29 protein-coding genes and 1 other annotated feature are annotated in these 26,515 nt (G+C 52.8%); of the genes, 14 read left to right on the forward strand and 15 right to left on the reverse strand.

Annotated elements, in window-relative coordinates; translation table 11 throughout:
• Nucleotides 1-204: 204 nt before the first annotated feature.
• From clpB to rluD, 3 genes are all read right to left on the reverse strand, one after another.
• A complete protein-coding gene (gene clpB / locus OGY35_RS09155) occupies nucleotides 205-2,778 on the reverse strand; it encodes an ATP-dependent chaperone ClpB (protein ID WP_152402761.1) in 2,574 nt (857 codons plus the stop codon).
• A 129-nt stretch (nucleotides 2,779-2,907) separates the two neighbouring features.
• Nucleotides 2,908-3,639: a purine nucleoside phosphorylase YfiH gene (gene yfiH / locus OGY35_RS09160; protein WP_286632098.1), complete on the reverse strand. Its 732-nt coding sequence runs from the start codon at nucleotides 3,637-3,639 to the stop codon at nucleotides 2,908-2,910.
• Nucleotides 3,636-4,616: a 23S rRNA pseudouridine(1911/1915/1917) synthase RluD gene (gene rluD, locus OGY35_RS09165; RefSeq protein WP_152402756.1), complete on the reverse strand. Its 981-nt coding sequence runs from the start codon at nucleotides 4,614-4,616 to the stop codon at nucleotides 3,636-3,638. Before rluD ends, yfiH begins: the two co-directional genes overlap by 4 nt.
• Before the next feature lie 130 nt (nucleotides 4,617-4,746).
• On the opposite strand from rluD, the gene bamD reads away from it, so the two are divergent.
• The 4 genes from bamD to pheA all read left to right on the forward strand — a co-directional run bounded on the left by bamD (nucleotide 4,747) and on the right by pheA (nucleotide 7,504).
• Nucleotides 4,747-5,484: an outer membrane protein assembly factor BamD gene (gene bamD, locus OGY35_RS09170; RefSeq protein WP_152402753.1), complete on the forward strand. Its 738-nt coding sequence runs from the start codon at nucleotides 4,747-4,749 to the stop codon at nucleotides 5,482-5,484.
• 271 nt (nucleotides 5,485-5,755) lie between these two features.
• The gene (raiA, locus tag OGY35_RS09175) at nucleotides 5,756-6,094 is read left to right on the forward strand and encodes a ribosome-associated translation inhibitor RaiA (RefSeq protein ID WP_152402750.1); all 339 of its coding nucleotides are present in this window, start codon (nucleotides 5,756-5,758) and stop codon (nucleotides 6,092-6,094) included.
• Nucleotides 6,095-6,196: 102 nt separating this feature from the next.
• Nucleotides 6,197-6,321, forward strand: a sequence feature (Phe leader region).
• Nucleotides 6,198-6,245 (forward strand): pheA operon leader peptide PheL, encoded by a 48-nt coding sequence (pheL, locus tag OGY35_RS09180; protein ID WP_100249759.1) that lies wholly within the window; start codon nucleotides 6,198-6,200, stop codon nucleotides 6,243-6,245. Its footprint overlaps the feature before it by 48 nt.
• 22 nt (nucleotides 6,322-6,343) lie before the next feature.
• Entirely contained in the window at nucleotides 6,344-7,504 is a 1,161-nt protein-coding gene (gene pheA / locus OGY35_RS09185; RefSeq protein WP_152402748.1) for a bifunctional chorismate mutase/prephenate dehydratase, read from the forward strand.
• Between the two features lie 102 nt (nucleotides 7,505-7,606).
• Here the strand turns inward: pheA and tyrA are convergent, their stop codons facing one another.
• Complete coding sequence (gene tyrA, locus OGY35_RS09190) at nucleotides 7,607-8,728, reverse strand: bifunctional chorismate mutase/prephenate dehydrogenase (protein ID WP_152402746.1); 1,122 nt, start codon at nucleotides 8,726-8,728, stop codon at nucleotides 7,607-7,609.
• 10 nt (nucleotides 8,729-8,738) lie between these two features.
• Nucleotides 8,739-9,809, reverse strand: coding sequence for a 3-deoxy-7-phosphoheptulonate synthase AroF (aroF, locus tag OGY35_RS09195; RefSeq protein ID WP_286632099.1), 1,071 nt, complete (start codon nucleotides 9,807-9,809; stop codon nucleotides 8,739-8,741).
• A gap of 214 nt (nucleotides 9,810-10,023) precedes the next feature.
• On the opposite strand from aroF, the gene OGY35_RS09200 reads away from it, so the two are divergent.
• From OGY35_RS09200 to OGY35_RS09215, 4 genes are all read left to right on the forward strand, one after another.
• Entirely contained in the window at nucleotides 10,024-10,398 is a 375-nt protein-coding gene (locus OGY35_RS09200) for a DUF2799 domain-containing protein (protein ID WP_178823422.1), read from the forward strand.
• Nucleotides 10,399-10,538: 140 nt separating this feature from the next.
• A complete protein-coding gene (gene yfiR, locus OGY35_RS09205) occupies nucleotides 10,539-11,057 on the forward strand; it encodes a regulatory sequestration protein YfiR (RefSeq protein WP_286632100.1) in 519 nt (172 codons plus the stop codon).
• Nucleotides 11,050-12,273 carry a diguanylate cyclase DgcN/YfiN gene (gene dgcN, locus OGY35_RS09210; RefSeq protein ID WP_152402737.1) on the forward strand — a complete coding sequence of 408 codons (1,224 nt, stop codon included), beginning with the start codon at nucleotides 11,050-11,052 and terminating at the stop codon, nucleotides 12,271-12,273. Before yfiR ends, dgcN begins: the two co-directional genes overlap by 8 nt.
• 15 nt (nucleotides 12,274-12,288) lie before the next feature.
• Nucleotides 12,289-12,771 (forward strand): OmpA family protein, encoded by a 483-nt coding sequence (locus tag OGY35_RS09215; protein WP_286632101.1) that lies wholly within the window; start codon nucleotides 12,289-12,291, stop codon nucleotides 12,769-12,771.
• Between the two features lie 3 nt (nucleotides 12,772-12,774).
• Here the strand turns inward: OGY35_RS09215 and OGY35_RS09220 are convergent, their stop codons facing one another.
• From OGY35_RS09220 to ffh, 7 genes are all read right to left on the reverse strand, one after another.
• Complete coding sequence (locus OGY35_RS09220; protein ID WP_286632102.1) at nucleotides 12,775-14,133, reverse strand: PepSY-associated TM helix domain-containing protein; 1,359 nt, start codon at nucleotides 14,131-14,133, stop codon at nucleotides 12,775-12,777.
• A 57-nt stretch (nucleotides 14,134-14,190) separates the two neighbouring features.
• A complete protein-coding gene (locus OGY35_RS09225) occupies nucleotides 14,191-14,601 on the reverse strand; it encodes a DUF2946 domain-containing protein (RefSeq protein ID WP_286632104.1) in 411 nt (136 codons plus the stop codon).
• 141 nt (nucleotides 14,602-14,742) lie between these two features.
• Entirely contained in the window at nucleotides 14,743-15,090 is a 348-nt protein-coding gene (rplS, locus tag OGY35_RS09230; RefSeq protein ID WP_125294809.1) for a 50S ribosomal protein L19, read from the reverse strand.
• Between the two features lie 40 nt (nucleotides 15,091-15,130).
• Nucleotides 15,131-15,898, reverse strand: a complete 768-nt coding sequence (trmD, locus tag OGY35_RS09235) for a tRNA (guanosine(37)-N1)-methyltransferase TrmD (protein ID WP_046485395.1) — start codon at nucleotides 15,896-15,898, stop codon at nucleotides 15,131-15,133.
• 44 nt (nucleotides 15,899-15,942) lie between these two features.
• Complete coding sequence (gene rimM / locus OGY35_RS09240) at nucleotides 15,943-16,491, reverse strand: ribosome maturation factor RimM (RefSeq protein WP_046485398.1); 549 nt, start codon at nucleotides 16,489-16,491, stop codon at nucleotides 15,943-15,945.
• Nucleotides 16,492-16,509: 18 nt separating this feature from the next.
• Nucleotides 16,510-16,758 (reverse strand): 30S ribosomal protein S16, encoded by a 249-nt coding sequence (rpsP, locus tag OGY35_RS09245; RefSeq protein ID WP_042325918.1) that lies wholly within the window; start codon nucleotides 16,756-16,758, stop codon nucleotides 16,510-16,512.
• Nucleotides 16,759-17,013: 255 nt separating this feature from the next.
• Complete coding sequence (gene ffh, locus OGY35_RS09250; RefSeq protein WP_046485408.1) at nucleotides 17,014-18,375, reverse strand: signal recognition particle protein; 1,362 nt, start codon at nucleotides 18,373-18,375, stop codon at nucleotides 17,014-17,016.
• Nucleotides 18,376-18,540: 165 nt separating this feature from the next.
• On the opposite strand from ffh, the gene OGY35_RS09255 reads away from it, so the two are divergent.
• The gene (locus OGY35_RS09255; RefSeq protein ID WP_152402729.1) at nucleotides 18,541-19,332 is read left to right on the forward strand and encodes a cytochrome C assembly family protein; all 792 of its coding nucleotides are present in this window, start codon (nucleotides 18,541-18,543) and stop codon (nucleotides 19,330-19,332) included.
• A gap of 19 nt (nucleotides 19,333-19,351) precedes the next feature.
• Nucleotides 19,352-20,638 (forward strand): HlyC/CorC family transporter, encoded by a 1,287-nt coding sequence (locus OGY35_RS09260; protein ID WP_102601129.1) that lies wholly within the window; start codon nucleotides 19,352-19,354, stop codon nucleotides 20,636-20,638.
• An 81-nt stretch (nucleotides 20,639-20,719) separates the two neighbouring features.
• On the opposite strand, the gene grpE is transcribed toward OGY35_RS09260, so the two are convergent.
• Entirely contained in the window at nucleotides 20,720-21,313 is a 594-nt protein-coding gene (grpE, locus tag OGY35_RS09265) for a nucleotide exchange factor GrpE (RefSeq protein WP_286632106.1), read from the reverse strand.
• Between the two features lie 122 nt (nucleotides 21,314-21,435).
• Here grpE and nadK point away from each other — a divergent pair, with 122 nt between their 5' ends.
• The 3 genes from nadK (at nucleotide 21,436) to bamE (ending at nucleotide 24,555) form a co-directional block, all read left to right on the forward strand.
• Nucleotides 21,436-22,314 carry an NAD(+) kinase gene (nadK, locus tag OGY35_RS09270; protein WP_042325929.1) on the forward strand — a complete coding sequence of 293 codons (879 nt, stop codon included), beginning with the start codon at nucleotides 21,436-21,438 and terminating at the stop codon, nucleotides 22,312-22,314.
• Between the two features lie 85 nt (nucleotides 22,315-22,399).
• A complete protein-coding gene (recN, locus tag OGY35_RS09275) occupies nucleotides 22,400-24,061 on the forward strand; it encodes a DNA repair protein RecN (RefSeq protein ID WP_286632107.1) in 1,662 nt (553 codons plus the stop codon).
• Between the two features lie 149 nt (nucleotides 24,062-24,210).
• On the forward strand, nucleotides 24,211-24,555 hold the full coding sequence (gene bamE, locus OGY35_RS09280; protein WP_152402720.1) for an outer membrane protein assembly factor BamE: 345 nt from the start codon (nucleotides 24,211-24,213) through the stop codon (nucleotides 24,553-24,555).
• A gap of 54 nt (nucleotides 24,556-24,609) precedes the next feature.
• Here the strand turns inward: bamE and OGY35_RS09285 are convergent, their stop codons facing one another.
• Both OGY35_RS09285 and OGY35_RS09290 read right to left on the reverse strand, forming a co-directional pair.
• Nucleotides 24,610-24,900: an RnfH family protein gene (locus OGY35_RS09285; protein WP_178828435.1), complete on the reverse strand. Its 291-nt coding sequence runs from the start codon at nucleotides 24,898-24,900 to the stop codon at nucleotides 24,610-24,612.
• The gene (locus OGY35_RS09290; protein WP_199800597.1) at nucleotides 24,890-25,327 is read right to left on the reverse strand and encodes a type II toxin-antitoxin system RatA family toxin; all 438 of its coding nucleotides are present in this window, start codon (nucleotides 25,325-25,327) and stop codon (nucleotides 24,890-24,892) included. Before OGY35_RS09290 ends, OGY35_RS09285 begins: the two co-directional genes overlap by 11 nt.
• A gap of 169 nt (nucleotides 25,328-25,496) precedes the next feature.
• On the opposite strand from OGY35_RS09290, the gene smpB reads away from it, so the two are divergent.
• On the forward strand, nucleotides 25,497-25,979 hold the full coding sequence (gene smpB, locus OGY35_RS09295; protein ID WP_046498167.1) for an SsrA-binding protein SmpB: 483 nt from the start codon (nucleotides 25,497-25,499) through the stop codon (nucleotides 25,977-25,979).
• Nucleotides 25,980-26,515: the final 536 nt, after the last annotated feature.

Consider the following 26,515-nt stretch of genomic DNA (forward strand, 5'->3'; position numbering starts at 1 on the left):
CCCCGCTGACCCGGCGGCTTGCGTGCCGTTGTTCCGTGTCAGTGGAGGCGCATTATAGGGAGTTATTTCAGGCTGACAAGTCAAAAATACAAAAAACTTATCAACCGCTCACTTTCCAGGCAAACAACCTCATAAACCGTCATTTTAGCCTGGTTTTTAAACAAAAATGGGCTCCGGAGAGCCCATTTATTATTTCATCAGGAATTACTGTACTGCGACAATACGATCGTTGTTTACTTCAAGACGAATCGTTTTGCCTGGAATTAACTCACCAGACAGGATTTGCTGCGCCAGCGGGTTTTCGATCTGCTGCTGGATTGCACGTTTCAACGGACGAGCCCCATACACCGGATCATAACCATTCGCGCTCAGCAGTTTCAGTGCCTCGTCGGAGATGTGGATTTCATAGCCACGCTCTTCCAGACGTTTATACAGACGCTGCAGTTGGATCTGCGCAATAGATGCGATGTGTTGTTCACCCAACGGATGGAATACGACAACCTCATCTATACGGTTTATGAATTCCGGGCGGAAGTTGTGACTCACCACGCCTAACACCAGGTCTTTCATATGGCTGTAGTCCAGATCGCCGAAGCGTTCCTGAATCAGATCGGAACCCAGGTTAGAGGTCATAATAACTACCGTATTACGGAAGTCGACCGTTCTCCCCTGCCCGTCGGTCAGGCGACCATCATCCAGTACCTGCAGAAGAATGTTGAACACATCAGGATGCGCTTTTTCAACTTCATCTAACAGAATGACCGAATAAGGACGACGACGAACCGCTTCTGTCAGGTACCCCCCCTCTTCATAGCCGACATATCCCGGAGGCGCCCCCACCAGACGAGACACCGAGTGTTTCTCCATAAACTCGGACATGTCGATACGCACCATCGCATCATCGCTATCAAACATAAAGTTTGCCAGCGCTTTACAGAGCTCGGTTTTACCTACCCCGGTTGGGCCGAGGAACAGGAACGAACCGATCGGACGGTTTGGATCGGCAAGACCCGCACGACTACGACGAATCGCGTTCGATACCGCTTCTACCGCCTCGTTCTGCCCGATCACGCGGCTATGTAACTCCTGCTCCATACGCAACAGTTTTTCGCGCTCGCCTTCCAGCATTCTCGCAACCGGAATACCGGTCCAGCGCGCCAGCACTTCGGCAATTTCCGCATCCGTCACTTTATTACGCAGCAGACGCATGGTTTTGCCTTCAGACTGGGTCGCGGCTTCCAGCTGTTTTTCCAGCTCAGGGATTTTGCCGTACTGCAGTTCGGACATCCGCGCCAGATCGCCAACACGACGAGCCTGCTCAATGGCAATCTTCGCCTGTTCCAGCTCGGCCTTAATCGTTTGTGTTCCGGAGAGCGACGCTTTTTCCGCTTTCCACTCTTCTTCTAATTCAGAGTACTGACGCTCTTTGTCGTCCAGTTCTTCGTTAAGCATGTCGAGACGTTTTTTGCTCGCCTCATCAGACTCTTTCATCAGCGCCTGCTGTTCCAGTTTGAGCTGGATAATACGGCGGTCGAGTCTGTCCAGTTCTTCCGGCTTGGAGTCAATCTGCATACGGATGCTGGATGCTGCTTCATCGATCAGGTCAATAGCTTTATCCGGCAACTGACGGTCAGCGATGTAGCGATGAGACAGCGTAGCCGCCGCAACGATTGCCGGGTCCGTAATTTGTACATGGTGATGCAGTTCATAACGTTCTTTCAGACCACGAAGAATCGCGATGGTATCTTCCACTGAAGGCTCTGCTACAAACACTTTCTGGAAACGACGTTCCAGTGCCGCATCTTTTTCGATGTACTGGCGATACTCGTCGAGCGTTGTCGCCCCTACGCAGTGTAGTTCCCCACGCGCCAGCGCCGGTTTCAGCATGTTCCCGGCATCCATTGCGCCATCCGCTTTACCCGCGCCCACCATCGTGTGCAGTTCGTCGATAAACAGGATGACATTCCCTTCCTGTTTGGCGAGATCGGTAAGTACGCCTTTTAAGCGTTCTTCAAATTCACCACGGTATTTTGCCCCTGCCACCAGCGCGCCCATATCCAGCGCCAGTACGCGACGGCCTTTTAACCCTTCCGGAACTTCACCGTTAATGATTCGCTGTGCCAGCCCTTCAACAATCGCCGTTTTACCGACGCCAGGTTCACCGATTAACACCGGGTTGTTTTTAGTACGACGTTGCAGCACCTGAATGGTACGGCGGATCTCTTCGTCACGGCCGATAACCGGGTCAAGTTTGCCCTGCTCAGCACGCTCGGTCAGATCGACTGTGTATTTTTTCAAGGCCTGACGTTGGTCTTCAGCCCCCTGGTCATTCACGCTTTCACCTCCACGCATTTGTTCAATTGCCTGAGTAATATTGGCGGTTGTTGCACCAGCCGATTTCAGTAAATCGGGCAATGTACCGCGCGACTCAAGCGCCGCCAGAACGAACAGTTCTGACGAAATAAAGTTGTCCCCTCGCTTTTGCGCCAGCTTGTCGCAAAGATTCAGTACGCGCACCAGATCCTGAGACGGCTGGACGTCGCCGCCGGTGCCTTCCACCTGCGGTAAACGGCTCAGCGCCTGATCGATGGCGGTGCGTAGCTGTCCGGCATTAATGCCGGCAGAGGTTAATAAAGGACGTACCGATCCCCCTTCCTGATTCAGCAAGGCGCTCATTAAATGAAGAGGTTCGATGAATTGGTTGTCGTGCCCCAGTGCGAGTGACTGGGCATCGGCAAGAGCAAGCTGGAATTTGTTAGTAAGACGATCCAGACGCATAACTCCTCCCATAACAGGTCAAATTTGCTACTGGAGATTAAATGAGGTCATCCCTCAATTATTCAAGGTTATTGACCTGAATTATGTGAAAAGAAAATTACGCGTACCGGATCGTCTTGATTCTTTAGGTTATATCAGCCAAATAAAACTTGCCATACGCCCCGTGGTCTTGTCGCGACGATAAGAGAAGAAAGTCTCATTTTCACTAAAAGTACAGCGGTCACCGCCATAAATTTGCTCAATGCCAACCTTTGCCAGGCGCTGACGCGCAAGCTGATAAATATTCGCCAGATATTTTTCACCGTGCGGCACAAAGGCTTCATGCGCGTTAGCCTCTTTGGCGATAAATGCCTCACGCACCTCTGGCCCAACTTCAAACGCGGTTGGACCAATCGCCGGGCCTAACCAGGCAAGAATATTTTCTGGCTTGTCGACAAAACAGGCCACCGTCTTTTCCAGTACGCCTTCACATAATCCACGCCAGCCCGCATGGGCTGCCGCCACTTCAGTACCTGCCCGGTTACAGAATAATACGGGCAGACAGTCCGCCGTCATCACCGCGCAAACGGTGCCCGGCGTATTACTGTATGACGCATCCGCCCGTTTAGAGGCGTAAGGCTCGCCGGTTAGCTTCAGGACATCTTTTCCATGAACCTGCTCCAGCCAGACCGGTTTTGAAGGCAGATTGCCCGCAGCAAACAGGCGTCTGCGGTTCTCGTCGACATGCTCCGGGTTATCGCCGCAGTGGGCCCCCAGATTTAATGCATCATACGGCGGCAAACTCACGCCGCCTGTACGGGTCGAACTGCAGGCCGCGACACCTTTCGGTAGAGGCCACTGCGGGACAATAAGCTCACTCATAGCCAGGCCACGTCATCCTTATGTTCTTCGAAATCCGCGCGCATCGCGTCAATCAGTTCAACCATATCCTGCGGGATTGGCGCATGCCATTCCATTTCGATACCGGAAATCGGGTGATACAAACGCAGCATAGTGGCATGCAGCGCCTGACGGTCGAATTTACGCAGCGTAGAGATAAACACATCCGACGCCCCTTTCGGCGGACGCGGACGGCCACCGTACACCTGATCGCCCACCAGCGGATGGGTGATATGCGCCATATGCACGCGGATCTGGTGCGTACGTCCGGTCTCCAGACGTAACCGCAGACGCGTGTGCACACGGAAGTGCTCCATGATGCGATAGTGCGTGACCGCCGGTTTACCCATCGGATGCACCGCCATATGGGTACGTTTCGTCGGGTGACGGCTGATAGGTTCTTCCACCGTACCGCCTGCGGTCATATGACCGATCGCTACCGCTTCATATTCACGGGTGATCTCACGCAACTGCAACGCTTCCACCAGACGCGTCTGCGCCGGAACGGTTTTCGCGACCACCATCAGTCCAGTGGTGTCTTTATCCAGACGATGGACAATACCCGCACGTGGAACATCAGCAATCGGCGGATAATAATGCAGTAACGCATTCAGAACCGTACCGTCCGGATTGCCCGCGCCAGGGTGGACAACCAGATCGCGCGGCTTGTTGATAACAATGATGTCATCATCTTCATAAACGATATCCAGTGGGATATCCTGAGGCTCGAAGCGGATTTCTTCATCGATTTCAGCATCGATGGCGACCAGCTCTCCGCCTAACACTTTTTCTTTAGGTCTGTCGCAAAGTTTACCGTTGACCAACACGCGCCTATCAAGAATCCAATCTTTTATGCGCGATCGCGAATAATCAGGGAACATTTCGGCCAAAGCTTGATCTAAGCGTTGACCGAGTTGATTTTCGGATACTGTTGCGGTGAGTTGTACTCGTTGTGCCATATACAGCTTCTTCGTTTATCGTTGGGTTTTACGGCTTTGCCGTTTAATATAGTGTGCTATTGTAGCTGGTCTTAACCGGGAGCAGGAACAGAGAATCTCCCGTAAACATTTTGAGGAAAGTCAAAACGTCATGACGCGCATGAAATATCTGGTGGCAGCAGCCACGTTGAGCCTGTTTTTGGCGGGTTGCTCTGGTTCAAAGGAAGAGGTGCCCGATAATCCGCCTAATGAAATCTACGCGACTGCTCAGCAAAAGCTGCAGGACGGTAACTGGAAACAGGCAATAACGCAATTGGAAGCGTTGGATAACCGCTATCCATTTGGTCCCTATTCTCAGCAGGTGCAGTTAGATCTCATCTACGCCTACTACAAAAACGCCGATCTGCCGCTTGCTCAGGCTGCTATCGATCGCTTTATCCGCCTGAACCCGACGCATCCTAACATTGATTATGTCATGTATATGCGTGGTCTGACCAATATGGCGTTAGATGACAGCGCATTACAAGGGTTCTTTGGTGTCGATCGTAGCGACCGCGATCCGCAGCATGCGCGAGCTGCGTTCAATGACTTTTCGAAACTGGTCCGTGGTTATCCGAACAGCCAGTACACCACCGACGCCACCAAACGTCTGGTGTTCCTGAAAGATCGCCTGGCGAAGTATGAGTACTCCGTTGCGGATTACTACACCAAGCGCGGCGCATGGGTTGCCGTGGTTAACCGTGTAGAAGGTATGCTGCGCGATTTCCCGGATACGCAGGCCACGCGTGACGCCCTGCCGCTAATGGAAAATGCCTATCGCGAAATGCAGATGACGACGCAGGCTGACAAAGTGGCGAAAATTATCGCCGCCAATAGCAGCAACACCTGATCGATTTTCAGAGGCAAAAATGGCAGCCCTTGGGCTGCCGTTTTTTTATCCGTTTCGCGTCAGGACGCTGATGACTTTTGCATGACGCAACCCATCAAATATGGCCTGCTTTCTGGCTTTCCTCAAGTGAAAAATCACCTCTTCCTGCGATAACTCACAAAAAGGTTCCCTTGACAAAAAGTGACAAAATAATGTGATTAAAATCACACATTTTGACATTAGGAACGGTATGCTGGGATCACCAAGACGGGAAAGACAAGAGGTAAAATTTATGACAATGAACATTACCAGTAAACAAATGGAAATTACTCCGGCAATTCGCCAACATGTCGCAGACCGTCTCGCCAAGCTGGATAAATGGCAAACCCATCTTATTAATCCGCATATCATTCTGTCCAAGGAGCCAAAGGGTTTCGTTGCTGATGCCACCATCAATACACCGAACGGACATCTGGTCGCCAGCGCAAAACACGAAGATATGTACACCGCTATTAACGATTTGATCAACAAGCTGGAACGGCAGCTCAATAAAGTGCAGCACAAAGGCGAAGCCCGTCGTGCAACAACTTCAGTAAAAGACGCCAACTTCGTCGAAGCAGAAGAAGAGTAGTCCCTTACATTGAGTGTATCGCCAACGCGCCTTCGGGCGCGTTTTTTGTTGACAGGGTGAAAACAGTACGGGTACTTTACTCACATCGCTTAAGGAAACTGATATGAAACTCACCCCGTTCTTCTTCGCATTCTTTTTTACCTTCCCCTGAATGGGAGGCTTTCGTCGTGTGAAAAAGAATGCGAAGACGAACAATAAGGCCTCCCACACCGGGGGGCCTTTTTTATTGATAACAATAAAGGCAACACTATGACATCGGAAAACCCATTACTGGCGCTGCGCGATAAAATCAGCACGCTGGATGCAAAATTGCTGGCGTTACTGGCCGAGCGACGTGAACTGGCGGTTGAAGTCGGTAAAGCCAAGCTCGAATCCCATCGCCCGGTGCGGGATATTGACCGCGAGCGCGATCTGCTGGACAGGCTGATTACACTTGGCAAAGCGCATCATCTTGATGCCCACTACATCACCCGCCTTTTTCAGCTCATCATCGAAGATTCCGTTCTCACCCAGCAGGCGTTGCTCCAGCAACATCTGAATAAAACCAACCCGCATTCCGCGCGCGTGGCATTCCTGGGGCCAAAAGGCTCTTACTCACATCTCGCGGCTCGTCAGTATGCTGCACGTCACTTTGAACAGTTTATTGAAAGCGGCTGTGCAAAGTTCGCTGATATTTTTAATCAGGTCGAAACCGGCCAGGCCGACTACGCGGTCGTGCCAATTGAAAACACCAGCTCCGGTGGAATTAACGATGTGTACGATCTGCTGCAACACACGACGCTGTCAATTGTGGGCGAGATGACGATCGCTATCGACCACTGCGTGCTGGTTTGCGGAACAACAGACCTGGACACCATCGAAACGGTGTACAGCCATCCGCAGCCGTTCCAGCAGTGCAGCAAGTTTCTCAGTCGTTACCCGCACTGGAAAATTGAGTACACCGAAAGCACGTCCGCCGCGATGGAAAAGGTCGCTCAGGCGAACTCTCCACGCGTTGCCGCACTCGGAAGCGAAGCGGGTGGCGTGCTGCATGGTTTACAGGTTCTGGAACGTATCGAAGCGAACCAGACGCAGAACATCACTCGCTTCATCGTGCTGGCACGTAAAGCGATCAACGTCTCCGACCAGGTACCAGCGAAAACCACACTGCTGATGGCGACAGGACAACAGGCGGGAGCCCTGGTGGAAGCGCTGCTGGTGATGCGTAATCACAATCTGATCATGACCAAACTGGAATCCCGCCCCATACACGGCAATCCCTGGGAAGAGATGTTTTATCTCGACATCCAGGCCAACCTGGAATCCCCGCAGATGCAAAAAGCGCTTAAAGAGTTGGGCGAAATTACTCGCTCCATGAAGGTGCTGGGCTGCTATCCCAGTGAGAACGTGGTGCCGGTGGATCCGAGCTGACAATCTTAATTTTCCGGATGGCGCTACGCTTATCCGGCCTACAATTCATGCGACTTTTGTAGGCCGGATAAGGCGAAGCCACCATCCGGCATCATCCTGCCATTACTGTCGACTGTCATTCGCCTGGCGTAATAGCGTACGACTTTCGCTCTGGAAGCGCTTCGCATAGTCACCGAACCAGTGCTCCACTTTGCGGAAGCTGTCGATAAATGCTTGTTTATCCCCCTGCTCCAGCAGGCTAATCGCTTCGCCAAAACGCTTATAATAACGCTTAATCAGCGCCAGATTGCTCTCCGAGGACATGATGATATCGGCGTAAAGCTGCGGGTCCTGGGCAAACAGTCGCCCCACCATCGCCAGCTCAAGACGATAAATCGGAGAAGAAAGTGCCAACAGTTGTTCAAGCTGCACGTTTTCTTCCGCCAGATGCAGACCATAGGCAAAGGTCGCAAAGTGGCGCAGCGCCTGAATGAACGCCATGTTCTGATCGTGCTCGACGGCGCTGATGCGGTGCAGTCGTGCGCCCCAGACCTGAATCTGCTCCAGGAACCACTGATAGGCTTCCGGATTGCGCCCGTCGCACCAGACCACCACCTGCTTTGCCAGGCTACCGCTGTCCGGACCGAACATCGGGTGCAGACCGAGCACAGGGCCGTCGTGCGCCGCCAGCATCGCCTGTAAGGGACCATTTTTCACCGACGCCAGATCGACCAGAATACAGTCAGCCGGCAAAGGCGGTAACTTGCCGATCACCGATTCCGTCAGATGGATCGGGACGCTGACGATCACCATACCGGCATCCGCGACGATCTCCTGCGCGCGATCCCAGTCATGCTGTTCGAGGATCCGCACCTGATAACCCGACAGGGTGAGCATTTTCTCGAACAACCGTCCCATCTGCCCGCCCCCGCCGACAATGACCACCGGGCGCAGAGAAGGACACAGCGTCTTAAACCCTTTATCGTTCTCGCTGGAATAGGACTCACGCATCACCCGGCGCAACACGTCTTCAATCAGATCGGGCGGTACGCCGAGCGCTTCTGCTTCTGCACGGCGCGACGCCAGCATCGAAGCTTCGCGCTCTGGTACGTAAATCGGCAGGCCAAAGCGGCTTTTGACTTCACCGACCTCAGCCACCAGTTCCAGACGGCGCGCCAGCAAATCCAGCAGCGCCTTGTCCACTTCATCAATTTGATCGCGTAATGCGGTCAACTCAGCAACCATAACGAACCTCTTAAGCCTGGCGCGCCGCCAACTGGCCGTTCAAGTCTTTGTTTATTTCACGCAGCAACGCGTCCGTCATTTCCCAACTGATGCAGGCATCGGTAACGGACACGCCGTACTTCATTTCGCTGCGCGGTTGCTCGGAGGACTGGTTGCCTTCGTGAATGTTACTTTCAATCATCAGACCGATGATTGAGCGGTTGCCATCTTTAATTTGTGCAACCACCGACTCCGCCACGGCAGGCTGACGACGGTAATCTTTATTGGAGTTACCATGACTGCAATCTACCATCAGTGACGGCCGCAGTCCCGCCTGCTCCATCTCTTTTTCGCACTGCGCGACGTCTGCCGGGCTGTAGTTAGGCGCTTTCCCACCGCGCAGGATCACATGCCCGTCCGGGTTACCCTGGGTTTGCAGTAGCGCAACCTGTCCGGCCTGGTTAATACCGACAAAACGGTGCGACTGCGCCGCAGCGCGCATGGCGTTGATCGCCGTCGCCAGGCTGCCGTCGGTGCCGTTTTTGAAACCCACTGGCATCGACAGACCCGACGCCATTTCACGGTGCGTTTGAGATTCTGTGGTGCGTGCGCCAATCGCCGACCAGCTAAACAGATCGCCCAGGTACTGTGGGCTGTTCGGATCCAGCGCTTCCGTCGCCAGCTGTAGCCCCATGTCGACCAGTTCAAGCAGCAGTTGACGCGCAATTTTCAGACCCGCTTCAACGTCAAAGGAGCCATCCATATGAGGATCGTTAATTAACCCTTTCCAGCCAACGGTGGTACGGGGCTTTTCAAAATAGACGCGCATCACCAGGTAGAGGCTATCGCTGACCTCTGCGGCAAGGGCTTTAAATCGACGAGCATATTCCAGGGCCGTTTCAGGATCGTGAATGGAACACGGTCCACACACCACCAGCAGGCGCGGATCGCGACCGGCAATGATGTCAGAAATGGTTTTGCGCGACTGGCCGATTTGCGCCTCTTGCGCCAGGCTCAGCGGGAATTCCGCTTTAAGTTGTTCCGGGGTCATCAGAACCTGTTCGTCGGTAATATGTACGTTATTCAGCGCGTCTTTTTGCATGATGGCGATCCTGTTTTAGCTCGTTTGCGATAGTTTTCCTCAGAGAGGATGACGTAACGATAACACAACGAGTAAAGATATCAATCCAAAATACGTAAACATTACGTTACAATAGTGATATTTATTCGATTTAATGCCTTTGTTTCCGTACAAAATAATTTACATGTGTTTATTACGCGATCCGCTATGCTTTGAAAAAACAGGAGAACGGGCAATGACGAGAATAGTCGGTATCGCAGTCATTTTTCTGCTTAGCGGTTGTCAGATAGATCCTTACACCCACGCGCCAACATGGACCAGTACCAACTGGTATGACGCCGGCATCGAAGATGCGATTTCCGGCGTTGCCGTTAAAGATAATGAAACGCTGGCCGATACCTTTAACGATCCGGAAGTGGATCGTCCGCAATACCTCAAAGGCTATGCAGAAGGTCAACGTAAAACCTGCCAGCAAAATTTTGCCTACGCCAGAGGCGTGACGGGGAAAACTTTCCCTGCCAGCTGCGATACGGTAGAAAATGCCAGCCAGTTGCGTAAAGCATGGCAACAAGGTGCTGATGAAAATGCCAACTCAACGCGTCTGAATTAATATTTAGTCAGATTTAGCTTAAGGCTTATACGTTAATTCATAAGCTATAATGACGCTCCGCAAAAATAATGCTATTTTGCTTTAAACAAGACATGGATGTATTTTGATGACTGATAAAAGATGCTGGTGAGGAAACCGTTATGTTCGCTTCTCACCGACGCCTGATACTGTTAATGCTTTTACTGGCAGGATCGCCAGTTTGTGCTCAGGACATCCCTGATGCGGCAAAAAACGTTCGCGCAATGGTCTCTGGCATTGTCAGCTATACGCGCTGGCCTGCCCTCTCAGGGCCGCCCAGACTGTGCATTTTCTCGTCTTCCCGGTTCGCCAGCGTATTGGGGGACAGCAGTGATACGTCACTGCCTTATCAACCCGTCATTATTAACACCGAACAAGAAGCATTAGCTGCTCGCTGTGATGGTGTTTATTTCGGCAGTGAATCTCCCACTGCTCAGGTTGAATTAACAAATAAATATCCGTCTAAGGCGTTGTTATTAATTGCAGAACAGAATGCCGAATGCATTATTGGTAGCGCCTTTTGTCTGATTATTAACAATAATGATGTCAGATTCGCCGTTAATCTGGATTCTTTGTCGCGTAGTGGCATAAGAGTCAATCCGGATGTATTGATGCTCGCACGGAATAAAAAGCATGGATAAGGATCATTCCCCTACTACTCGTCCAACGTTTAAGCGAGCGTTGCGACGCATCAACATCACCAGCGTGATCGTGACCATGACGCTGATCTGGCTGCTGCTGTGTGTTGCCTCGGTACTGACGTTAAAACAGTATGCGCAAAAAAACCTCGAGCTCACTGCGGCGACAATGACCCACAGTCTGGAAGCCGCACTGGTATTTACCGATGATGCCGCCGCCGCAGAAACGCTGGCCGCACTTGGCCAGCAGGGGCAATTTTCCGCCGCAGAAGTGCGCGACAATAATCAGAATGTCATTGCCTCCTGGCGCTATAACGCGCAGGAGAACGACGATAAGTTGGGTGATTTTATCAGCCACTGGCTCTTTCCCTTCCCTGTCGCCCAGCCTGTCTGGCACAGCGGAGAGATTATCGGTGAAGTTCGACTTACCGCGCGTGACAGTTTAATCAGCCACTTCATCTGGCTTTCACTGGCCGTGCTCACCGGGTCAATTCTGCTGGCCTCCAGTATCGCCATTTTGCTGACGCGTCATCTGCACCGCGGCGTGGTTGAGGCGCTGCAAAATATCACCGACGTGGTGCACGATGTGCGTACCAACCGCAATTTCTCCCGCCGCGTCTCTGAAGAGCGGATTGAAGAGTTCCACAATTTTGCCCAGGACTTCAACAGCCTGCTGGATGAAATGGAAGAGTGGCAACTACGCTTGCAGGCCAAAAATGCGCAATTACTGCGAACGGCACTGCACGATCCGCTGACGGGTCTGGCAAACCGTGCGGCTTTTCGTAGCAGTATCAGCGCTCTGATGAACGACAATTCCGCCCGTAGCAGCTCTGCGCTCTTATTTCTCGATGGCGATAACTTCAAATTCGTGAATGATACCTGGGGGCATGCCGCAGGCGATCGCGTCCTGATTGAAGTCGCCAGACGACTGGCCGAATTTGGTGGCAACCGCCATATCCCCTATCGCCTCGGCGGAGATGAGTTTGCCGTCGTGCTTTACGGCGTACATTCAGACTATGAAGTCCAGCGAATCAGCGCCGCGCTGTCACAAGAGTTTACTCGTCCTTTTGACCTGCATAACGGGCATTTAGTCAGTATGACGCTGAGCATGGGTTACGCGCTGACCTGGGAGCACGCTTCCGCCGAGAAATTACAAGAACTGGCCGATCGCAATATGTATCAGGCTAAACATCAGCGCACCGAGCGCTCGATTAAATAAAAAAGGAATGCACACATGCTTAAGCGTCTTTTATCTCCACTCATTCTTGCCGCGCTACTGCTGGCAGGCTGTCAGGCTCCACAGGGGAAATTCACCCCTGAGCAGGTAGTGGCCATGCAATCGTACGGATTTACGGAATCGGCGGGCGACTGGTCCCTGGGGCTTTCCGACACCATTTTGTTTGATAAGAATGACTACAAGCTACGAGCGGAAAGCCAGCAGCAGATCGAGTCGATGGCCGCTCGTCTGGCCTCAGTGGGTCTGAACCATGCACGCATGGATGGACACACCGATAACTACGGTGAGGACAGCTACAATGAAGCCTTATCGCTCAAGCGCGCCAATGTCGTGGCTGACGCATGGTCAGAGGGCGCGAAGATTCCGCGCACCAATCTGACCACCCAGGGATTAGGGAAAAAATATCCGATCGCCAGCAACCAGTCTGCGAAAGGTCGCGCTGAAAACCGCCGCGTCGCCGTGGTCATCAGCACGCCTTAATCCTCAGTCGACTGACTGCGTGAACACCGTACGTGATGCATGAACCCAGCGCAGCCAGTCGATCAGCATGAACAACAGCAGACTCCCCCCCAGCACCGGCATTGCCAGTCCGAGCGCAATCGCCAACAGCACGACGCTAACACGTCCCAGCACGCTCAACATAAGCCAGCAATGAACCAGCGTCTGTGCCGGACTGGTTGATGGGCTCGCAGGGCGGCGGATCCACCACAGCCGATAGCCAATCACTATCATCAGGCATAGCCCGGCGCCAAAACCGATCAGCAGCAGTTGGTTCGGCAATCCCAGCAGAATACCCATATGAAAATCGACGCCCCAACGCGTCAACTTCGCCATTAGCGGGAAGTCGGCAAACCGCGTACGGTCAGTCACCTGCCGTGTTGCCGGATCGACAGCAATGGCGTCAACCTGAGTAGGCCAACGGCGATCGATCTCTGTCACCGTCCAGCCGTGCTGCGCATCCTTCGGCGGGCGGATTTCCAGCCGGAGTGCATTCAGTCCTGCTTGCTGCGCGGTCTGTAATACGGCATCGAACTGACGGATATCCACGCGGGTCTCAGGCATCACCATGCCGCCATGATGGTCTGCATGCTCATCATGAAGCTGGCGAGGTCCGTGGAGTTGAGCGTTAAGCTGTGGTGTCAGCCAGCCAAACGCCGCGCGCATTTTATCCACGTTGCCGCCTGCCCACTGTGACCAGGTCAGTCCGGTTGCCGAAAATAACAGCATTCCGGCTAACAACAGCCATCCCAGCGTAACGTGCAGTCGCCGGTGGTTTTGTACCGGATTGTTCAGCCGACGACGGGGGCGCGTAAACCACCAGAGCGCGATACCGCCCAGCGCCGCCACCCACATCCAGGATGCCGCCAGTTCACTGTAAATGCGCCCAACCTCCCCCAACAGTAGCGAACGGTGGGCATAATCAATCCACTGACGCAGAGGCAGAATGCCGCTGGTGCCGTACACCGGCATATCGCCTTTGATGGCCAGGGTCACTGGATCGATAAAAATAGCCCGGTGTTCAGAGGCCGCCAGTGCAGGATCGGCAAACATGACTCGCGTTGTCTCGCCAGGTTCCAGTCCAGGGCGAACGGCGTGCAGGTGCAGGTGCCCACCGGTCACCTGCTGAGCGATAGCCACCTGTGCCGCCAGCGATTGCGGCTCTCCCTGCATCGTCCCGTTAAGTGCCTGAGCGTAAATAGCCTCTTCCAGCTGCGGCGTCGCCACATACAGCGTACCGGTCAGCGCGGCAGCAAAGATAAATGGCCCGACAAACAGGCCGATATAGAAATGAAGGCGCCGCAGCAGGGTTATCCATGCCGCGCGCGGTGTGCAGGTTGTCATACTTTTCCTCAGAAAAAGCAAAAGAGTGTCGTGACGCTTATGCGCACAATCTTATTTTCAGAAACAGGAAAGCGCAGACCTGCGCGGCGGCGCGCGAGTATCCGGATACAGCCAGGGGAAGAAGTGCCAGTGTTGAACCGTCGGACGAATGGGGTTGCATGGCACTCTGAGCAGGACGCCGCAGAGCAGAATAACCAGCGCCAGGATAAGCCCGGGAACGTGAGCCAGTAACACGCAGTAACCACAGGCTTCGCCGTGATCGACGGGCATCGGGACGGGAGGAGAATCACCGTGATGCCCGGCGTGCTTTATCATCGAACTCATCTCATGATGCATACCCGGCATCGCACTCATCGGGTCCTTTTGCAGCGACACGGAGATCAGCGGGGCAATAACAATCAGCAGGATCGCCAACAGCGCGAGACATGCCGCACGCTGCTGAAAACCTGACTGACGAATTTTACCCATAACACTTGCCCCACTCGCTGCAAACGAGGAGCATTGTAAATGATTTATGAACCGAAGGTTAACGTCGTGAGTATTACGGAGATAAAAAAAGGGCCAGCCAACTGGCCAGCCCCTCTAACAGGATGTCGCCTGAGCGATATCTTAGTTAAGACGCTCTTTGATACGAGCAGCCTTACCAGTACGCTCACGCAGGTAGTACAGTTTAGCTTTACGAACGGCACCACGACGTTTGACAGTAATGCTGTCAACAACCGGAGAGTGAGTCTGGAAGACACGCTCAACGCCTTCGCCGTTGGAAATTTTACGAACAGTGAATGCAGAGTGCAGACCGCGGTTACGAATAGCGATAACCACGCCCTCGAATGCCTGCAGACGTTTTTTGGAACCTTCAACAACCCATACTTTCACTTCCACGGTATCACCCGGACGGAAGGAAGGTACGTCCTGCTTCATCTGCTCTTGTTCAATTTGCTTAATAATGTTGCTCATAATTTAATCTCTTATCCTGGGTAAACTGATAATCGGGGGCTTACGCCATCCCATCATGTTTATGTTGCTGTTGCGCGTGTTCCGTTTTGAACTCCGCCAGCAACCTTGCTTGCTCTTCAGTCAGAGCCAGGTTTTCCAGAAGTTCAGGTCTTCTAAGCCAGGTGCGGCCCAGCGACTGTTTCAAACGCCAGCGACGTATCTCAGCATGGTTTCCTGACAGTAACACTGCCGGGACGTCCATCTCTTCTAACACTTCAGGTCGGGTATAGTGCGGGCAGTCCAGCAATCCATCCACAAAGGAATCTTCCGTTGCCGATGCTTCATGACCCAGAACCCCCGGGATAAACCGGGAAACGGAGTCAATCAGTACCATTGCTGGTAACTCTCCACCACTGAGAACGTAATCGCCGATTGACCATTCTTCGTCAATTTCGGTTTGGATCACGCGCTCATCTATGCCTTCGTAGCGACCACATACCAGAATCAGCTTTTGATTCGTGGCCAGTTCGCTGACGCCCGCTTGATCAAGCTTGCGTCCCTGAGGTGACAGATAAATCACCTTAGCGCCTTCACCCGCCGCGCTTTTTGCTGCATGAATGGCATCCCGTAAGGGTTGTACCATCATTAACATCCCCGGTCCGCCGCCGTAAGGACGTGAGTCCACGGTACGGTGCCGGTCATGTGCGAAGTCACGAGGACTCCAGCTCTGGATGTTCAGCAGGCCATTTTTAACAGCCCGGCCAGTTACCCCGTAATCGGTAATTGCACGAAACATTTCTGGAAACAGGCTAACGATACCTATAAACACAAGCCAATCCCCATCACGCCGTCATTTACCGCTTATCCGGTGGTTTAAAAACCAGGATCCCAATCTACTTCGATAGTCCGCGTAGTGAGATCGACTTTCTTGATAACCTGCCCATCGAGGAACGGCACGAGGCGTTCCTTGATACCAAACGCATCTTTCAGGTTTGCCTTAATGACGATGACGTCATTCGATCCGGTTTCCATCATGTCGACGACTTTCCCGAGATCGTAACCTTCTGTAGTCACTACCTGGCAGCCCATCAGGTCTTTCCAGTAGTAGTCACCCTCTTCCAGTTTTGGCAGTTGCGTAGAATCCACGACAATTTCGCAATTGGTCAGTAGATTCGCAGCATCCCGATCTTCAATGCCTTTCAGCTTGATGATCAGATCCTGATTGTGGTGCTTCCAGCTTTCCAGCTGTACTTGCTGCCACTGACCCGCCTTCTGGATAAACCAGGGCTGATAGTCAAAAATGCTTTCGGCGTCTTCAGTGGAAGAAAACACTCTGAGCCAACCACGAATACCGTAAGACGATCCCATTTTCCCTAAGACAATTGGGTCCACGGGTGCTTGCGCAGTGAGTTGCTTGCTCATCATGACCACCGTGACAGATTAAGCTGCTTTGCTTACTTCTTTGATCAGCGTAGCTACGCGATCAGAAATGGTCGCGCCCTGGCCAACCCAGTGAGCGATGCGATCCAGATCCAGGCGAGTGCCTTCTTCTTTTTCGCTAGCGATTGGGTTAAAGAAGCCAACGCGCTCAATGAAGCGACCGTTACGTGCGTTACGGCTGTCAGTAACAACAACCTGGTAGAACGGACGCTTTTTAGCGCCGTGACGAGCTAAACGAATAGTTACCATAACATCCTCTTGTGTGAATAAAACAACCGGGCCCCATCGAGGAACGGAGCCCGGGTGTCATATTAAAAGCCCGAAAATTTTACTGATTTCTGGGGAAATTGCAATCAGCAGTTGAAAACTCTGTCGCAGAAGGCCGTCGGCGGTGCAGCCAGTTCGGTGCCGGCGTGCGCGCAGCCACCGGAGCGTACACGCAGTACGTGAGGACGGCGAGCACACCCCGGTGCCGAAATGGCAAATAAGCCAGGCCTATAAAGATTAACGACCGGGGAATCCGGGAGGCATCATCCCTTTCATACTTCTCATCATCTTCGCCATTCCGCCCTTCTTCATCTTCTTCATCATGCGCTGCATGTCGTCGAACTGTTTCAGAAGGCGGTTAACATCCTGCACCTGCATACCGCAACCCTGCGCGATACGGCGTTTACGGGACCCTTTGATGATTTCTGGCTTCGCGCGCTCTTTCAGCGTCATCGAGTTGATGATCGCCTCCATGCGCACCAGCACTTTGTCATCCATCTGTGACTTCACGTTGTCCGGGATCTGGCCCATGCCCGGCAGCTTGCCCATCAGGCTCGCCATGCCGCCCATGTTTTTCATCTGCCGCAACTGTTCCAGGAAATCGGTCAGGTCGAAACCATCGCCCTTTTTCAGTTTAGTCGCCAGCTTCTCAGCCTGCGCGCGGTCAACTTTACTTTCGATATCTTCGATCAGCGACAGCACGTCGCCCATGCCGAGAATACGTGACGCGATACGGTCCGGATGGAACGGCTCCAGCGCCTCGTTTTTCTCGCCAACGCCGAGGAATTTGATCGGCTTACCGGTGATATGGCGAATAGAGAGCGCAGCACCGCCACGGGCGTCACCGTCAACTTTGGTCAGCACCACGCCGGTCAACGGCAGCGCTTCGTTGAACGCCTTCGCGGTATTCGCCGCATCCTGACCGGTCATCGCGTCAACCACAAACAGGGTTTCTACCGGATTGATAGAGGCATGAACCTGTTTGATTTCGTCCATCATCGCTTCGTCAACGTGCAGACGACCGGCGGTATCCACCAGCAGCACGTCGTAGAATTTGAGTTTGGCTTCTTTCAACGCCGCGTTAACGATATCGACCGGCTTCTGACCGACATCCGACGGGAAGAAATCAACGCCGACCTGCTCTGCCAGCGTCTCCAGCTGTTTGATCGCCGCCGGGCGATACACGTCGGCAGAGACCACCAGCACTTTCTTCTTGTGCTTTTCGCGCAGGAATTTACCCAGCTTACCGACGCTGGTCGTTTTACCGGCACCCTGCAGACCCGCCATCAGCACCACGGCCGGCGGCTGCGCAGCCAGATTCAGACTTTGGTTCTCTTCACCCATCGCCGCCACGAGTTCGTTACGGACAATCTTGACGAACTCCTGTCCTGGCGTCAGGCTCTTGTTGACTTCATGTCCAACCGCTTTCTCTTTTACGCGATTGATAAACTCTCGCACTACCGGCAGCGCAACGTCAGCCTCCAGCAGCGCCATGCGCACTTCGCGCAGCGTCTCTTTAACGTTGTCTTCAGTAAGGCGTCCACGGCCACTGATGTTGCGCAGCGTGCGCGACAAACGATCGGTTAAATTATCAAACATTGTCTCTCGCCTGGGGTGGAAACGGTTGGTCGCTTAAGCGACACATGTATATAAATTTGCCGCAGTATAACATGAAGCCGTCTTTGTTGTTATGCAACGGTTGGAGCCGCGGTCACGTAACGCTATACTGCTTCTCTTTCTCACTGGCCAACTGTCGACACCACTATGCCCGTTTTTGCTCTGCTCGCCCTTGTCGCCTACTCCGTCAGCCTCGCGCTGATCGTCCCCGCACTGCTGCAAAAAAACAGCGGTTGGCGGCGTATGGCCATTCTTTCTGCGGTTGTCGCGCTGGTGTGTCACGCCATCGCACTTGAAGCCCGCATTCTGCCGGGTGGCGACAGCGGACAAAACCTGAGCCTGCTGAACGTCGGCTCGCTGGTTAGCCTGATGATCTGTACGGTGATGACGATTGTCGCCTCACGCAACCGTGGCTGGCTGTTGCTGCCGGTAGTGTATACCTTCGCGCTGATCAATCTGGCCTTCGCGACCTTCATGCCAAACGAATTCATTACCCATCTCGAAGCCACGCCGGGGATGATGATCCACATCGGGCTGTCGCTGTTTTCCTATGCAACGCTCATTATCGCCGCGCTGTACGCGCTGCAACTGGCCTGGATCGACTATCAGCTTAAAAACAAAAAGCTGGCGTTCAATAATGAAATGCCGCCGCTGATGAGCATTGAGCGCAAGATGTTCCACATTACGCAGATTGGCGTAGTCCTGTTGACGCTCACCCTGTGTACCGGCCTGTTTTACATGCACAATCTGTTCAGCATGGAAAATATCGACAAAGCGGTTCTCTCTATCATCGCATGGTTTGTCTATATTGTTCTGTTGTGGGGGCATTATCATGAAGGCTGGCGCGGTCGTCGTGTCGTGTGGTTTAACGTCGCGGGCGCTGGGATCCTGACGTTGGCCTATTTCGGTAGCCGGATATTGCAGCAGTTTGTCAGCTAAGCCTTAAAGGAGGCGCCCCCTGGAACACATCTCCACCACCACGCTGATCGTCACACTGATCGTCATGGTGGTCATCTCCGCCTATTTTTCCGGTTCCGAAACCGGGATGATGACCCTGAATCGCTACCGCTTACGCCACCTGGCTAAACAGGGGAATCGTCCGGCAAAGCGCGTTGAAAAGCTACTGCGTAAACCCGATCGCCTGATAAGCCTGGTGCTGATTGGCAATAATCTCGTCAATATCCTCGCCTCGGCGCTCGGCACTATTGTCGGTATGCGTCTGTATGGCGATGCAGGTGTTGCCATCGCCACCGGCGTGTTGACCTTCGTCGTGCTGGTATTTGCCGAGGTCCTGCCGAAAACCATTGCCGCGCTGTATCCGGAAAAGGTGGCCTATCCCAGCAGCTTCCTGCTGGCTCCTTTGCAGATTCTGATGATGCCGCTGGTCTGGCTGCTCAACACCATCACCCGACTGCTGATGCGCATGATGGGCATTAAAACCGACATCGTGATCAGTGGTTCGCTGAGTAAGGATGAGCTGCGCACCATCGTGAATGAATCCCGCGCACAAATCTCCCGGCGTAACCAGGACATGCTGCTGTCGGTGCTCGATCTGGAAAAGGTCAGCGTGGATGACATTATGGTGCCGCGCAGTGAAATCATCGGTATTGATATCAATGACGACTGGAAGTCTATCGTGCGTCAGTTGTCACACTCGCCGCACGGGCGCATTGTGCTGTACCGCGATTCGCTGGACGACGCCATCAGCATGCTGCGCGTCCGCGAAGCCTGGCGGTTGATGTCGGAAAAAAAAGAGTTCACCAAAGAGACGATGCTGCGCGCCGCCGATGAGATTTACTTCGTCCCGGAGGGTACACCGCTCAGCACGCAGCTCATCAAATTTCAGCGCAATAAAAAGAAAGTCGGTCTGGTCGTCAATGAATATGGCGATATTCAGGGGCTGGTCACGGTAGAAGATATTCTCGAAGAGATTGTCGGCGACTTTACCACCTCGATGTCACCTACGCTTGCTGAAGAAGTGACGCCGCAAAATGACGGTTCGGTGATCATCGATGGCAGCGCCAACGTGCGGGAAATTAATAAAGCGTTTAACTGGCACCTACCGGAAGACGACGCGCGTACAGTAAATGGCGTGATTCTGGAGGCGCTGGAAGAGATCCCGATTGCGGGCACACGCGTGCGCATCGGTCAATACGATATCGATATTCTCGACGTTCAGGAGAATATGATTAAGCAGGTCAAAGTGTTACCCGTTAAACCGCTGCGGGAAAGCGTCGCAGAGTAACGACAACGGCCCGCGGATATTCCAACGGGCCACAGGCCGGATAAGCGTCAGCGCCATCCGGCAATACAAATAGCCGAAATATTAACTTTTCGCCTTCGCGACGGTGACCATTGCCGCGCGGATCGTACGACCGTTCAGCGTATAGCCTTTCTGCATGATACCCAGCACGTTGCCCGGCGCGATGTCTTCAGACTCGACCATCGCAATCGCCTGATGCACGTTCGGATCCAGCGCGACGTTCGTCTCGGCGATCACTTCAACACCAAATTTGCGCACGACATCCAGCATGGATTTCAGGGTCAGTTCGATCCCTTCCACCATCGGCTTCAAATCCGGATTGGCTTTGTCCGCCACTTCCAGCGCGCGATCCAGGCTATCAATCACCGGCAGCAGTTCATTGACGAACTTCTCGAGCGCGAACTTGTGCGCCTTCTCAATGTCCAGCTCGGTACGACGACGCAGGTTTTCCATGTCCGCTTTTATGCGCAGCACCGCATCACGTTCACGGGTCTGAGCTTCAGTAAGCTGCGCTTCCAGATTCGCAATTTTTTCATCGCGCGGATCCACCTGTTCAGCAGAAGCGTCTGGTTCAACCGCCTCAACTTCTTCATGCTGATCCATGATAATTTCTTCCGGGGCTTGCCCCTCAGGCGTTTTCTGTTCTTTACTACTCATGAATTTCTCCGCGTTTTTTTCGCATTCATCTCGCTAACTTCGCTTATTATGGGGATCAGATTCAGGGTTTCAAGGGAAGCACTCACATTGTCATCAATCTTCATCACAAGGACCTCGAAAAAATGAATAATCATTTCAAGTGTATCGGCATTGTGGGGCATCCTCGTCACCCCACGGCACTCACGACACATGAAATGCTCTACCGCTGGTTATGCACTAAAGGGTATGAGGTCATTGTCGAGCAGCAAATCGCTCACGAGTTGCAGTTGAAGAATGTGAAAATCGGCACCCTGGCGGAGATTGGTCAGCAGGCAGACCTCGCGGTCGTCGTCGGCGGCGACGGCAACATGCTCGGCGCAGCGCGTACCCTGGCACGATACGACATCAAGGTGATCGGCATCAACCGTGGCAATCTTGGCTTTCTGACGGACCTTGATCCCGATAACGCACAGCAACAACTCGCCGACGTGCTGGAAGGCCATTACGTCGCGGAAAAACGTTTTCTGCTGGAAGCGCAGGTCTGTCAGAAGGACTGTCAGAAGCGCATCAGTACCGCCATTAACGAGGTCGTGCTGCACCCCGGCAAGGTTGCGCACATGATTGAGTTTGAAGTCTATATTGACGAAAGCTTTGCCTTCTCCCAGCGTTCCGATGGTCTGATTATCTCAACGCCAACCGGTTCCACCGCCTATTCCCTGTCAGCCGGCGGGCCGATTCTGACCCCGTCACTTGACGCCATTACGCTGGTACCGATGTTTCCGCATACCCTTTCGGCGCGTCCGCTGGTCATCAACAGCAGCAGCACCATTCGGCTACGCTTCTCGCATCGCCGTAACGATCTCGAAATCAGTTGCGACAGCCAGATCGCGCTGCCGATCCAGGAAGGTGAAGATGTGCTGATCCGTCGCTGTGATTACCACCTGAATCTGATCCACCCAAAAGATTACAGCTATTTCAATACATTAAGCACCAAGCTGGGCTGGTCAAAAAAATTATTTTAATTTAACGCCAACCTCTTTACTGTATAAAAAACCAGTTTATACTGTATGTAATTACAGTTATGGTTTTTCATACAGGAAAACAGCTATGTTGGCACAATTGACCATCAGCAATTTTGCTATCGTTCGTGAACTTGAGATCGATTTTCAGAGCGGAATGACCGTCATCACCGGTGAAACCGGGGCGGGTAAATCCATTGCAATTGATGCGCTCGGCCTGTGCCTCGGCGGTCGTGCTGAAGCCGACATGGTTCGTGCTGGCGCCAGCCGTGCCGACCTGTGCGCCCGCTTTTCGCTGAAAGACACACCTGCTGCCCAGCGCTGGCTGGAAGAAAACCAGCTTGAAGAAGGACGTGAGTGTTTACTTCGCCGCGTGATCAGTAGCGACGGGCGCTCCCGTGGCTTTATCAACGGAACGGCGGTTCCGCTCTCTCAGCTTCGCGAACTGGGGCAACGGCTCATTCAAATTCACGGCCAGCACGCGCATCAGTTGCTGACTAAAGCCGAACATCAAAAATCCCTGCTCGATGGCTACGCGAATGAATCGGTGCTGGTACAGGATATGGCTGCGCGCTACCAACTCTGGCACCAGAGCTGCCGTGATTTAGCACACCACCAGCAGCAGAGCCAGGAACGTGCCGCCCGTGCAGAACTGCTGCAGTATCAGCTTAAAGAGCTGAACGAATTTAACCCGCAGGCGGGTGAGTTTGAGCTGATTGATGAAGAGTACAAGCGCCTGGCCAACAGCGGTCAGCTTCTCTCCACCAGCCAGAATGCGCTATCGCTGATGGCGGACGGTGAAGACGTTAACCTGCAAAGTCAGCTGTATACCGCGAAGCAACTGGTCAGTGAACTGGTCGGTATGGACGGTAAACTCTCAGGCATTCTCGATATGCTGGAAGAGGCGACCATTCAATTAACGGAAGCCAGTGACGAATTGCGCCACTATTGCGATCGACTGGATTTAGATCCTAATCGGCTGTTCGAACTGGAACAGCGCATCTCGAAGCAAATTTCACTGGCCCGTAAACATCATGTTAGTCCGGAAGCGCTGCCGCAATATTATCAGTCATTGCTGGAGGAACAGCAGCAACTTGACGATCAGGCCGACTCACTGGAAACCCTGACCCTGTCGGTGAATAAACATCGCCTGCAGGCGCTGGAGGCGGCGAAGGCGCTGCATGAGCAGCGTCAGCATTATGCACAAGAACTGAGCACCCTGATTACCAAGAGTATGCACTCACTCTCTATGCCGCACGGTCGTTTCACCATCGACGTCACGTTTGATGAGCATCATCTGAGCGAGGACGGCGCGGACCGCGTCGAGTTTAAAGTGACCACCAACCCAGGTCAGCCGATGCAGCCGATTGCCAAAGTGGCCTCCGGGGGAGAATTGTCGCGTATTGCCCTCGCGATTCAGGTGATTACCGCACGTAAGATGGAAACCCCTGCGCTGATTTTCGATGAAGTCGATGTTGGCATCAGCGGCCCAACCGCCGCAGTCGTCGGAAAATTGCTGCGTCAGCTCGGAGAATCGACCCAGGTGATGTGCGTTACCCACCTTCCGCAGGTGGCGGGATGCGGTCATCAGCACTTTTTTGTCAGCAAAGAGACGGACGGCGAAATGACCGAAACGCATATGCAACCATTGGACAAACGCGCACGGTTGCAGGAGTTGGCGCGCCTGCTGGGCGGCAGCGAAGTGACGCGAAACACCCTCGCAAATGCGAAAGAACTGCTGGCGGCGTAAACTTTTTTGCACCTCAACGGTCAGAGTAGACAACAAAAACGCCGTCGGACCCGTAAGCAAAAGGTTTTAAAGTGGTGAAAGGTCTATTATCATCGGCATATTACATATGAGCCACGTACTGCTCGGGCCCGAAAAGGAATCAAATCACTATGCGCTGTAAAACGCTGACTGCTGCCGCAGCAGTATTATTGATGTTGACCGCAGGCTGTTCCACTCTGGAGCGAGTGGTTTACCGCCCTGATATCAACCAGGGGAACTATCTGACTGCGAACGATGTATCCAAAATTCGTGTGGGCATGACGCAACAGCAGGTTGCCTATGCGCTGGGTACGCCGATGATGTCCGATCCGTTTGGCACCAACACCTGGTTCTATGTGTTCCGTCAACAGCCGGGCCATGAAGGCGTCACGCAGCAAACGCTGACGTTGACCTTCAACAGCAGCGGCGTATTGACCAATATCGATAACAAGCCTGCGTTGACCGACAACCGATAGGCTTGTCTTCTGATAACAAAAAAGGTGCTCTGTGAGCACCTTTTTTGTTATCCGCTATTTTTTCGCCGATTTCTCTGCCCGCTGTCTGCGCAACGCTTTCGGATCGGCAATCAGTGGACGATAGATTTCAACCCGGTCGCCATCCTGTAACACATCCGCCAGCTTGACCGGACGGCTGTAGATACCGACTTTGTTTTTTGTCAGATCGATGTCCGTACGCAGTTCCAGTAACCCCGACGCGCGGATAGCCTCTTCGACCGTCGCCCCCGGCTGCAACGTCACCCGTTGCAGATACTGTTTCTCAGGCAGCGCGTAGGCCACCTCAACGACAATCTTAGGCGACACGGTAGACCTCTTTGGCACGAACCGTGAAAGCCTGCACCATATTGGATGCCAGCTCTTTGAAGATACGACCAAACGCCAGCTCGATCAGTTTGTTGGTAAACTCAAAATCGAGATGAAACTCAATACGGCAGGCATCCGAACTCAACGGCGTAAATTTCCAGCCGCCAATCAGTTTTTTGAACGGACCGTCGACCAGTTGCATCAGGATACTCTGGTTATTGGTTAACTGATTTCTCGTGGTGAACGTCTTACTGATCCCCGCCTTAGAGACATCCACCGCAGCCGTCATCTGTCCTGGCGTAGACTCGAGAACGCGGCTGCCGGTGCAACCCGGTAAAAACTGAGGGTAGGACTGAACATCATTCACTAACTGATACATCTGTTCCGCACTGTAAGGGACTAACGCGGTTCGACTAATCTGCGGCATAGCTATTTCCATCAACAAAAATCGAACAAATAATATCATTTATCGCAAGGTAAAAAAAACGCTATCCCACAACAGGGTACAACCTTGTTCATGCTAAGATATCCCCTTGCCCCCCGAAGGATGAAATGGGGTGTTTTTCGATTCCAGATTACCTATACTGAGCGGCACTATGACGAAGAAAAAAGCACACAAACCTGGCTCAGCCACCATCGCGCTCAACAAGCGTGCGCGACACGAATACTTTATCGAAGAAGAGTTCGAAGCGGGACTCGCCCTGCAAGGGTGGGAAGTGAAATCCCTGCGCGCCGGTAAGGCCAACATCGGCGACAGCTACGTGATCCTGAAAGACGGTGAAGCTTACCTGTTCGGCGCTAACTTTACGCCAATGGCGGTGGCCTCCACGCACGTGGTATGCGATCCCACCCGTACCCGTAAACTGCTGCTGAATCAGCGTGAACTTGACTCACTGTATGGTCGAGTGAATCGTGAAGGCTACACCGTTGTCGCCCTTTCTCTGTACTGGAAAAATGCCTGGTGCAAAGTCAAAATTGGCGTGGCGAAGGGTAAGAAACAGCACGACAAGCGTTCCGATCTGAAGGATCGTGAATGGCAACTGGATAAAGCGCGCATTATGAAACATGCAGGTCGTTGAGCGCATTACTGTGTGACCTGTCTCTCTATTTGGGACGGGTCATTATTATTGACATATTGGACCTCCAAAAATATATTCTCCCCGCCTTTATTTCTATTTCTGTTGAAACATCAAAACTGCCAAGAATATATCCTCAGCCATTTTCATATTATGGACATAGCCCAATTGCCCAATACTTCAAATAATTTTTTTTGACGTTTTAACATTCAGAAATAACAATACAGTTTGTGTAAGAAATCGATTATCAATCCTGCTCACATCAATCAAAGAAAACCTTATAACACAGAAAGATAAGTTAACCTCTCTTGTTATACCAGGTTGTTATGCTTCGCCAGATGGCGTAAAAAAGCATATATTTCACCCTCGCTAAACAAATCACAAATATGCCTTAAGTTGCAGGATGAGCGCTTTCTGACTATATCATCTAATACGAAAGTACCAGTGAATCACAAAAAACAAAGGGTTATTCAACACAACAGAAACCATCATCTGCGTGACCATCACATTGAAATCACCGGCGACAATTCATCGACCTG

Origin of the sequence: Citrobacter sp. Ct235 (genome assembly GCF_030332305.1) — a bacterium.
GTDB lineage: Bacteria > Pseudomonadota > Gammaproteobacteria > Enterobacterales > Enterobacteriaceae > Citrobacter_A > Citrobacter_A telavivensis.

Bases quoted from the DNA above. Each gene is read 5' to 3' on its own strand.
- rimM (WP_046485398.1), bottom strand. From the start codon at position 16,491: ATGAGCAAGCAACTCACTGCGCAAGCACCCGTGGACCCAATTGTCTTA.
- bamE (WP_152402720.1), top strand. From the start codon at position 24,211: ATGCGCTGTAAAACGCTGACTGCTGCCGCAGCAGTATTATTGATGTTG.
- raiA (WP_152402750.1), top strand. From the start codon at position 5,756: ATGACAATGAACATTACCAGTAAACAAATGGAAATTACTCCGGCAATT.
- clpB (WP_152402761.1), bottom strand. From the start codon at position 2,778: ATGCGTCTGGATCGTCTTACTAACAAATTCCAGCTTGCTCTTGCCGAT.
- rplS (WP_125294809.1), bottom strand. From the start codon at position 15,090: ATGAGCAACATTATTAAGCAAATTGAACAAGAGCAGATGAAGCAGGAC.
- nadK (WP_042325929.1), top strand. From the start codon at position 21,436: ATGAATAATCATTTCAAGTGTATCGGCATTGTGGGGCATCCTCGTCAC.
- grpE (WP_286632106.1), bottom strand. From the start codon at position 21,313: ATGAGTAGTAAAGAACAGAAAACGCCTGAGGGGCAAGCCCCGGAAGAA.
- OGY35_RS09225 (WP_286632104.1), bottom strand. From the start codon at position 14,601: ATGGGTAAAATTCGTCAGTCAGGTTTTCAGCAGCGTGCGGCATGTCTC.
- rpsP (WP_042325918.1), bottom strand. From the start codon at position 16,758: ATGGTAACTATTCGTTTAGCTCGTCACGGCGCTAAAAAGCGTCCGTTC.
- yfiR (WP_286632100.1), top strand. From the start codon at position 10,539: ATGTTCGCTTCTCACCGACGCCTGATACTGTTAATGCTTTTACTGGCA.
- dgcN (WP_152402737.1), top strand. From the start codon at position 11,050: ATGGATAAGGATCATTCCCCTACTACTCGTCCAACGTTTAAGCGAGCG.
- OGY35_RS09290 (WP_199800597.1), bottom strand. From the start codon at position 25,327: ATGCCGCAGATTAGTCGAACCGCGTTAGTCCCTTACAGTGCGGAACAG.
- recN (WP_286632107.1), top strand. From the start codon at position 22,400: ATGTTGGCACAATTGACCATCAGCAATTTTGCTATCGTTCGTGAACTT.
- ffh (WP_046485408.1), bottom strand. From the start codon at position 18,375: ATGTTTGATAATTTAACCGATCGTTTGTCGCGCACGCTGCGCAACATC.
- pheA (WP_152402748.1), top strand. From the start codon at position 6,344: ATGACATCGGAAAACCCATTACTGGCGCTGCGCGATAAAATCAGCACG.
- aroF (WP_286632099.1), bottom strand. From the start codon at position 9,809: ATGCAAAAAGACGCGCTGAATAACGTACATATTACCGACGAACAGGTT.
- rluD (WP_152402756.1), bottom strand. From the start codon at position 4,616: ATGGCACAACGAGTACAACTCACCGCAACAGTATCCGAAAATCAACTC.
- OGY35_RS09255 (WP_152402729.1), top strand. From the start codon at position 18,541: ATGCCCGTTTTTGCTCTGCTCGCCCTTGTCGCCTACTCCGTCAGCCTC.
- yfiH (WP_286632098.1), bottom strand. From the start codon at position 3,639: ATGAGTGAGCTTATTGTCCCGCAGTGGCCTCTACCGAAAGGTGTCGCG.
- OGY35_RS09215 (WP_286632101.1), top strand. From the start codon at position 12,289: ATGCTTAAGCGTCTTTTATCTCCACTCATTCTTGCCGCGCTACTGCTG.
- OGY35_RS09200 (WP_178823422.1), top strand. From the start codon at position 10,024: ATGACGAGAATAGTCGGTATCGCAGTCATTTTTCTGCTTAGCGGTTGT.
- bamD (WP_152402753.1), top strand. From the start codon at position 4,747: ATGACGCGCATGAAATATCTGGTGGCAGCAGCCACGTTGAGCCTGTTT.
- smpB (WP_046498167.1), top strand. From the start codon at position 25,497: ATGACGAAGAAAAAAGCACACAAACCTGGCTCAGCCACCATCGCGCTC.
- OGY35_RS09220 (WP_286632102.1), bottom strand. From the start codon at position 14,133: ATGACAACCTGCACACCGCGCGCGGCATGGATAACCCTGCTGCGGCGC.
- tyrA (WP_152402746.1), bottom strand. From the start codon at position 8,728: ATGGTTGCTGAGTTGACCGCATTACGCGATCAAATTGATGAAGTGGAC.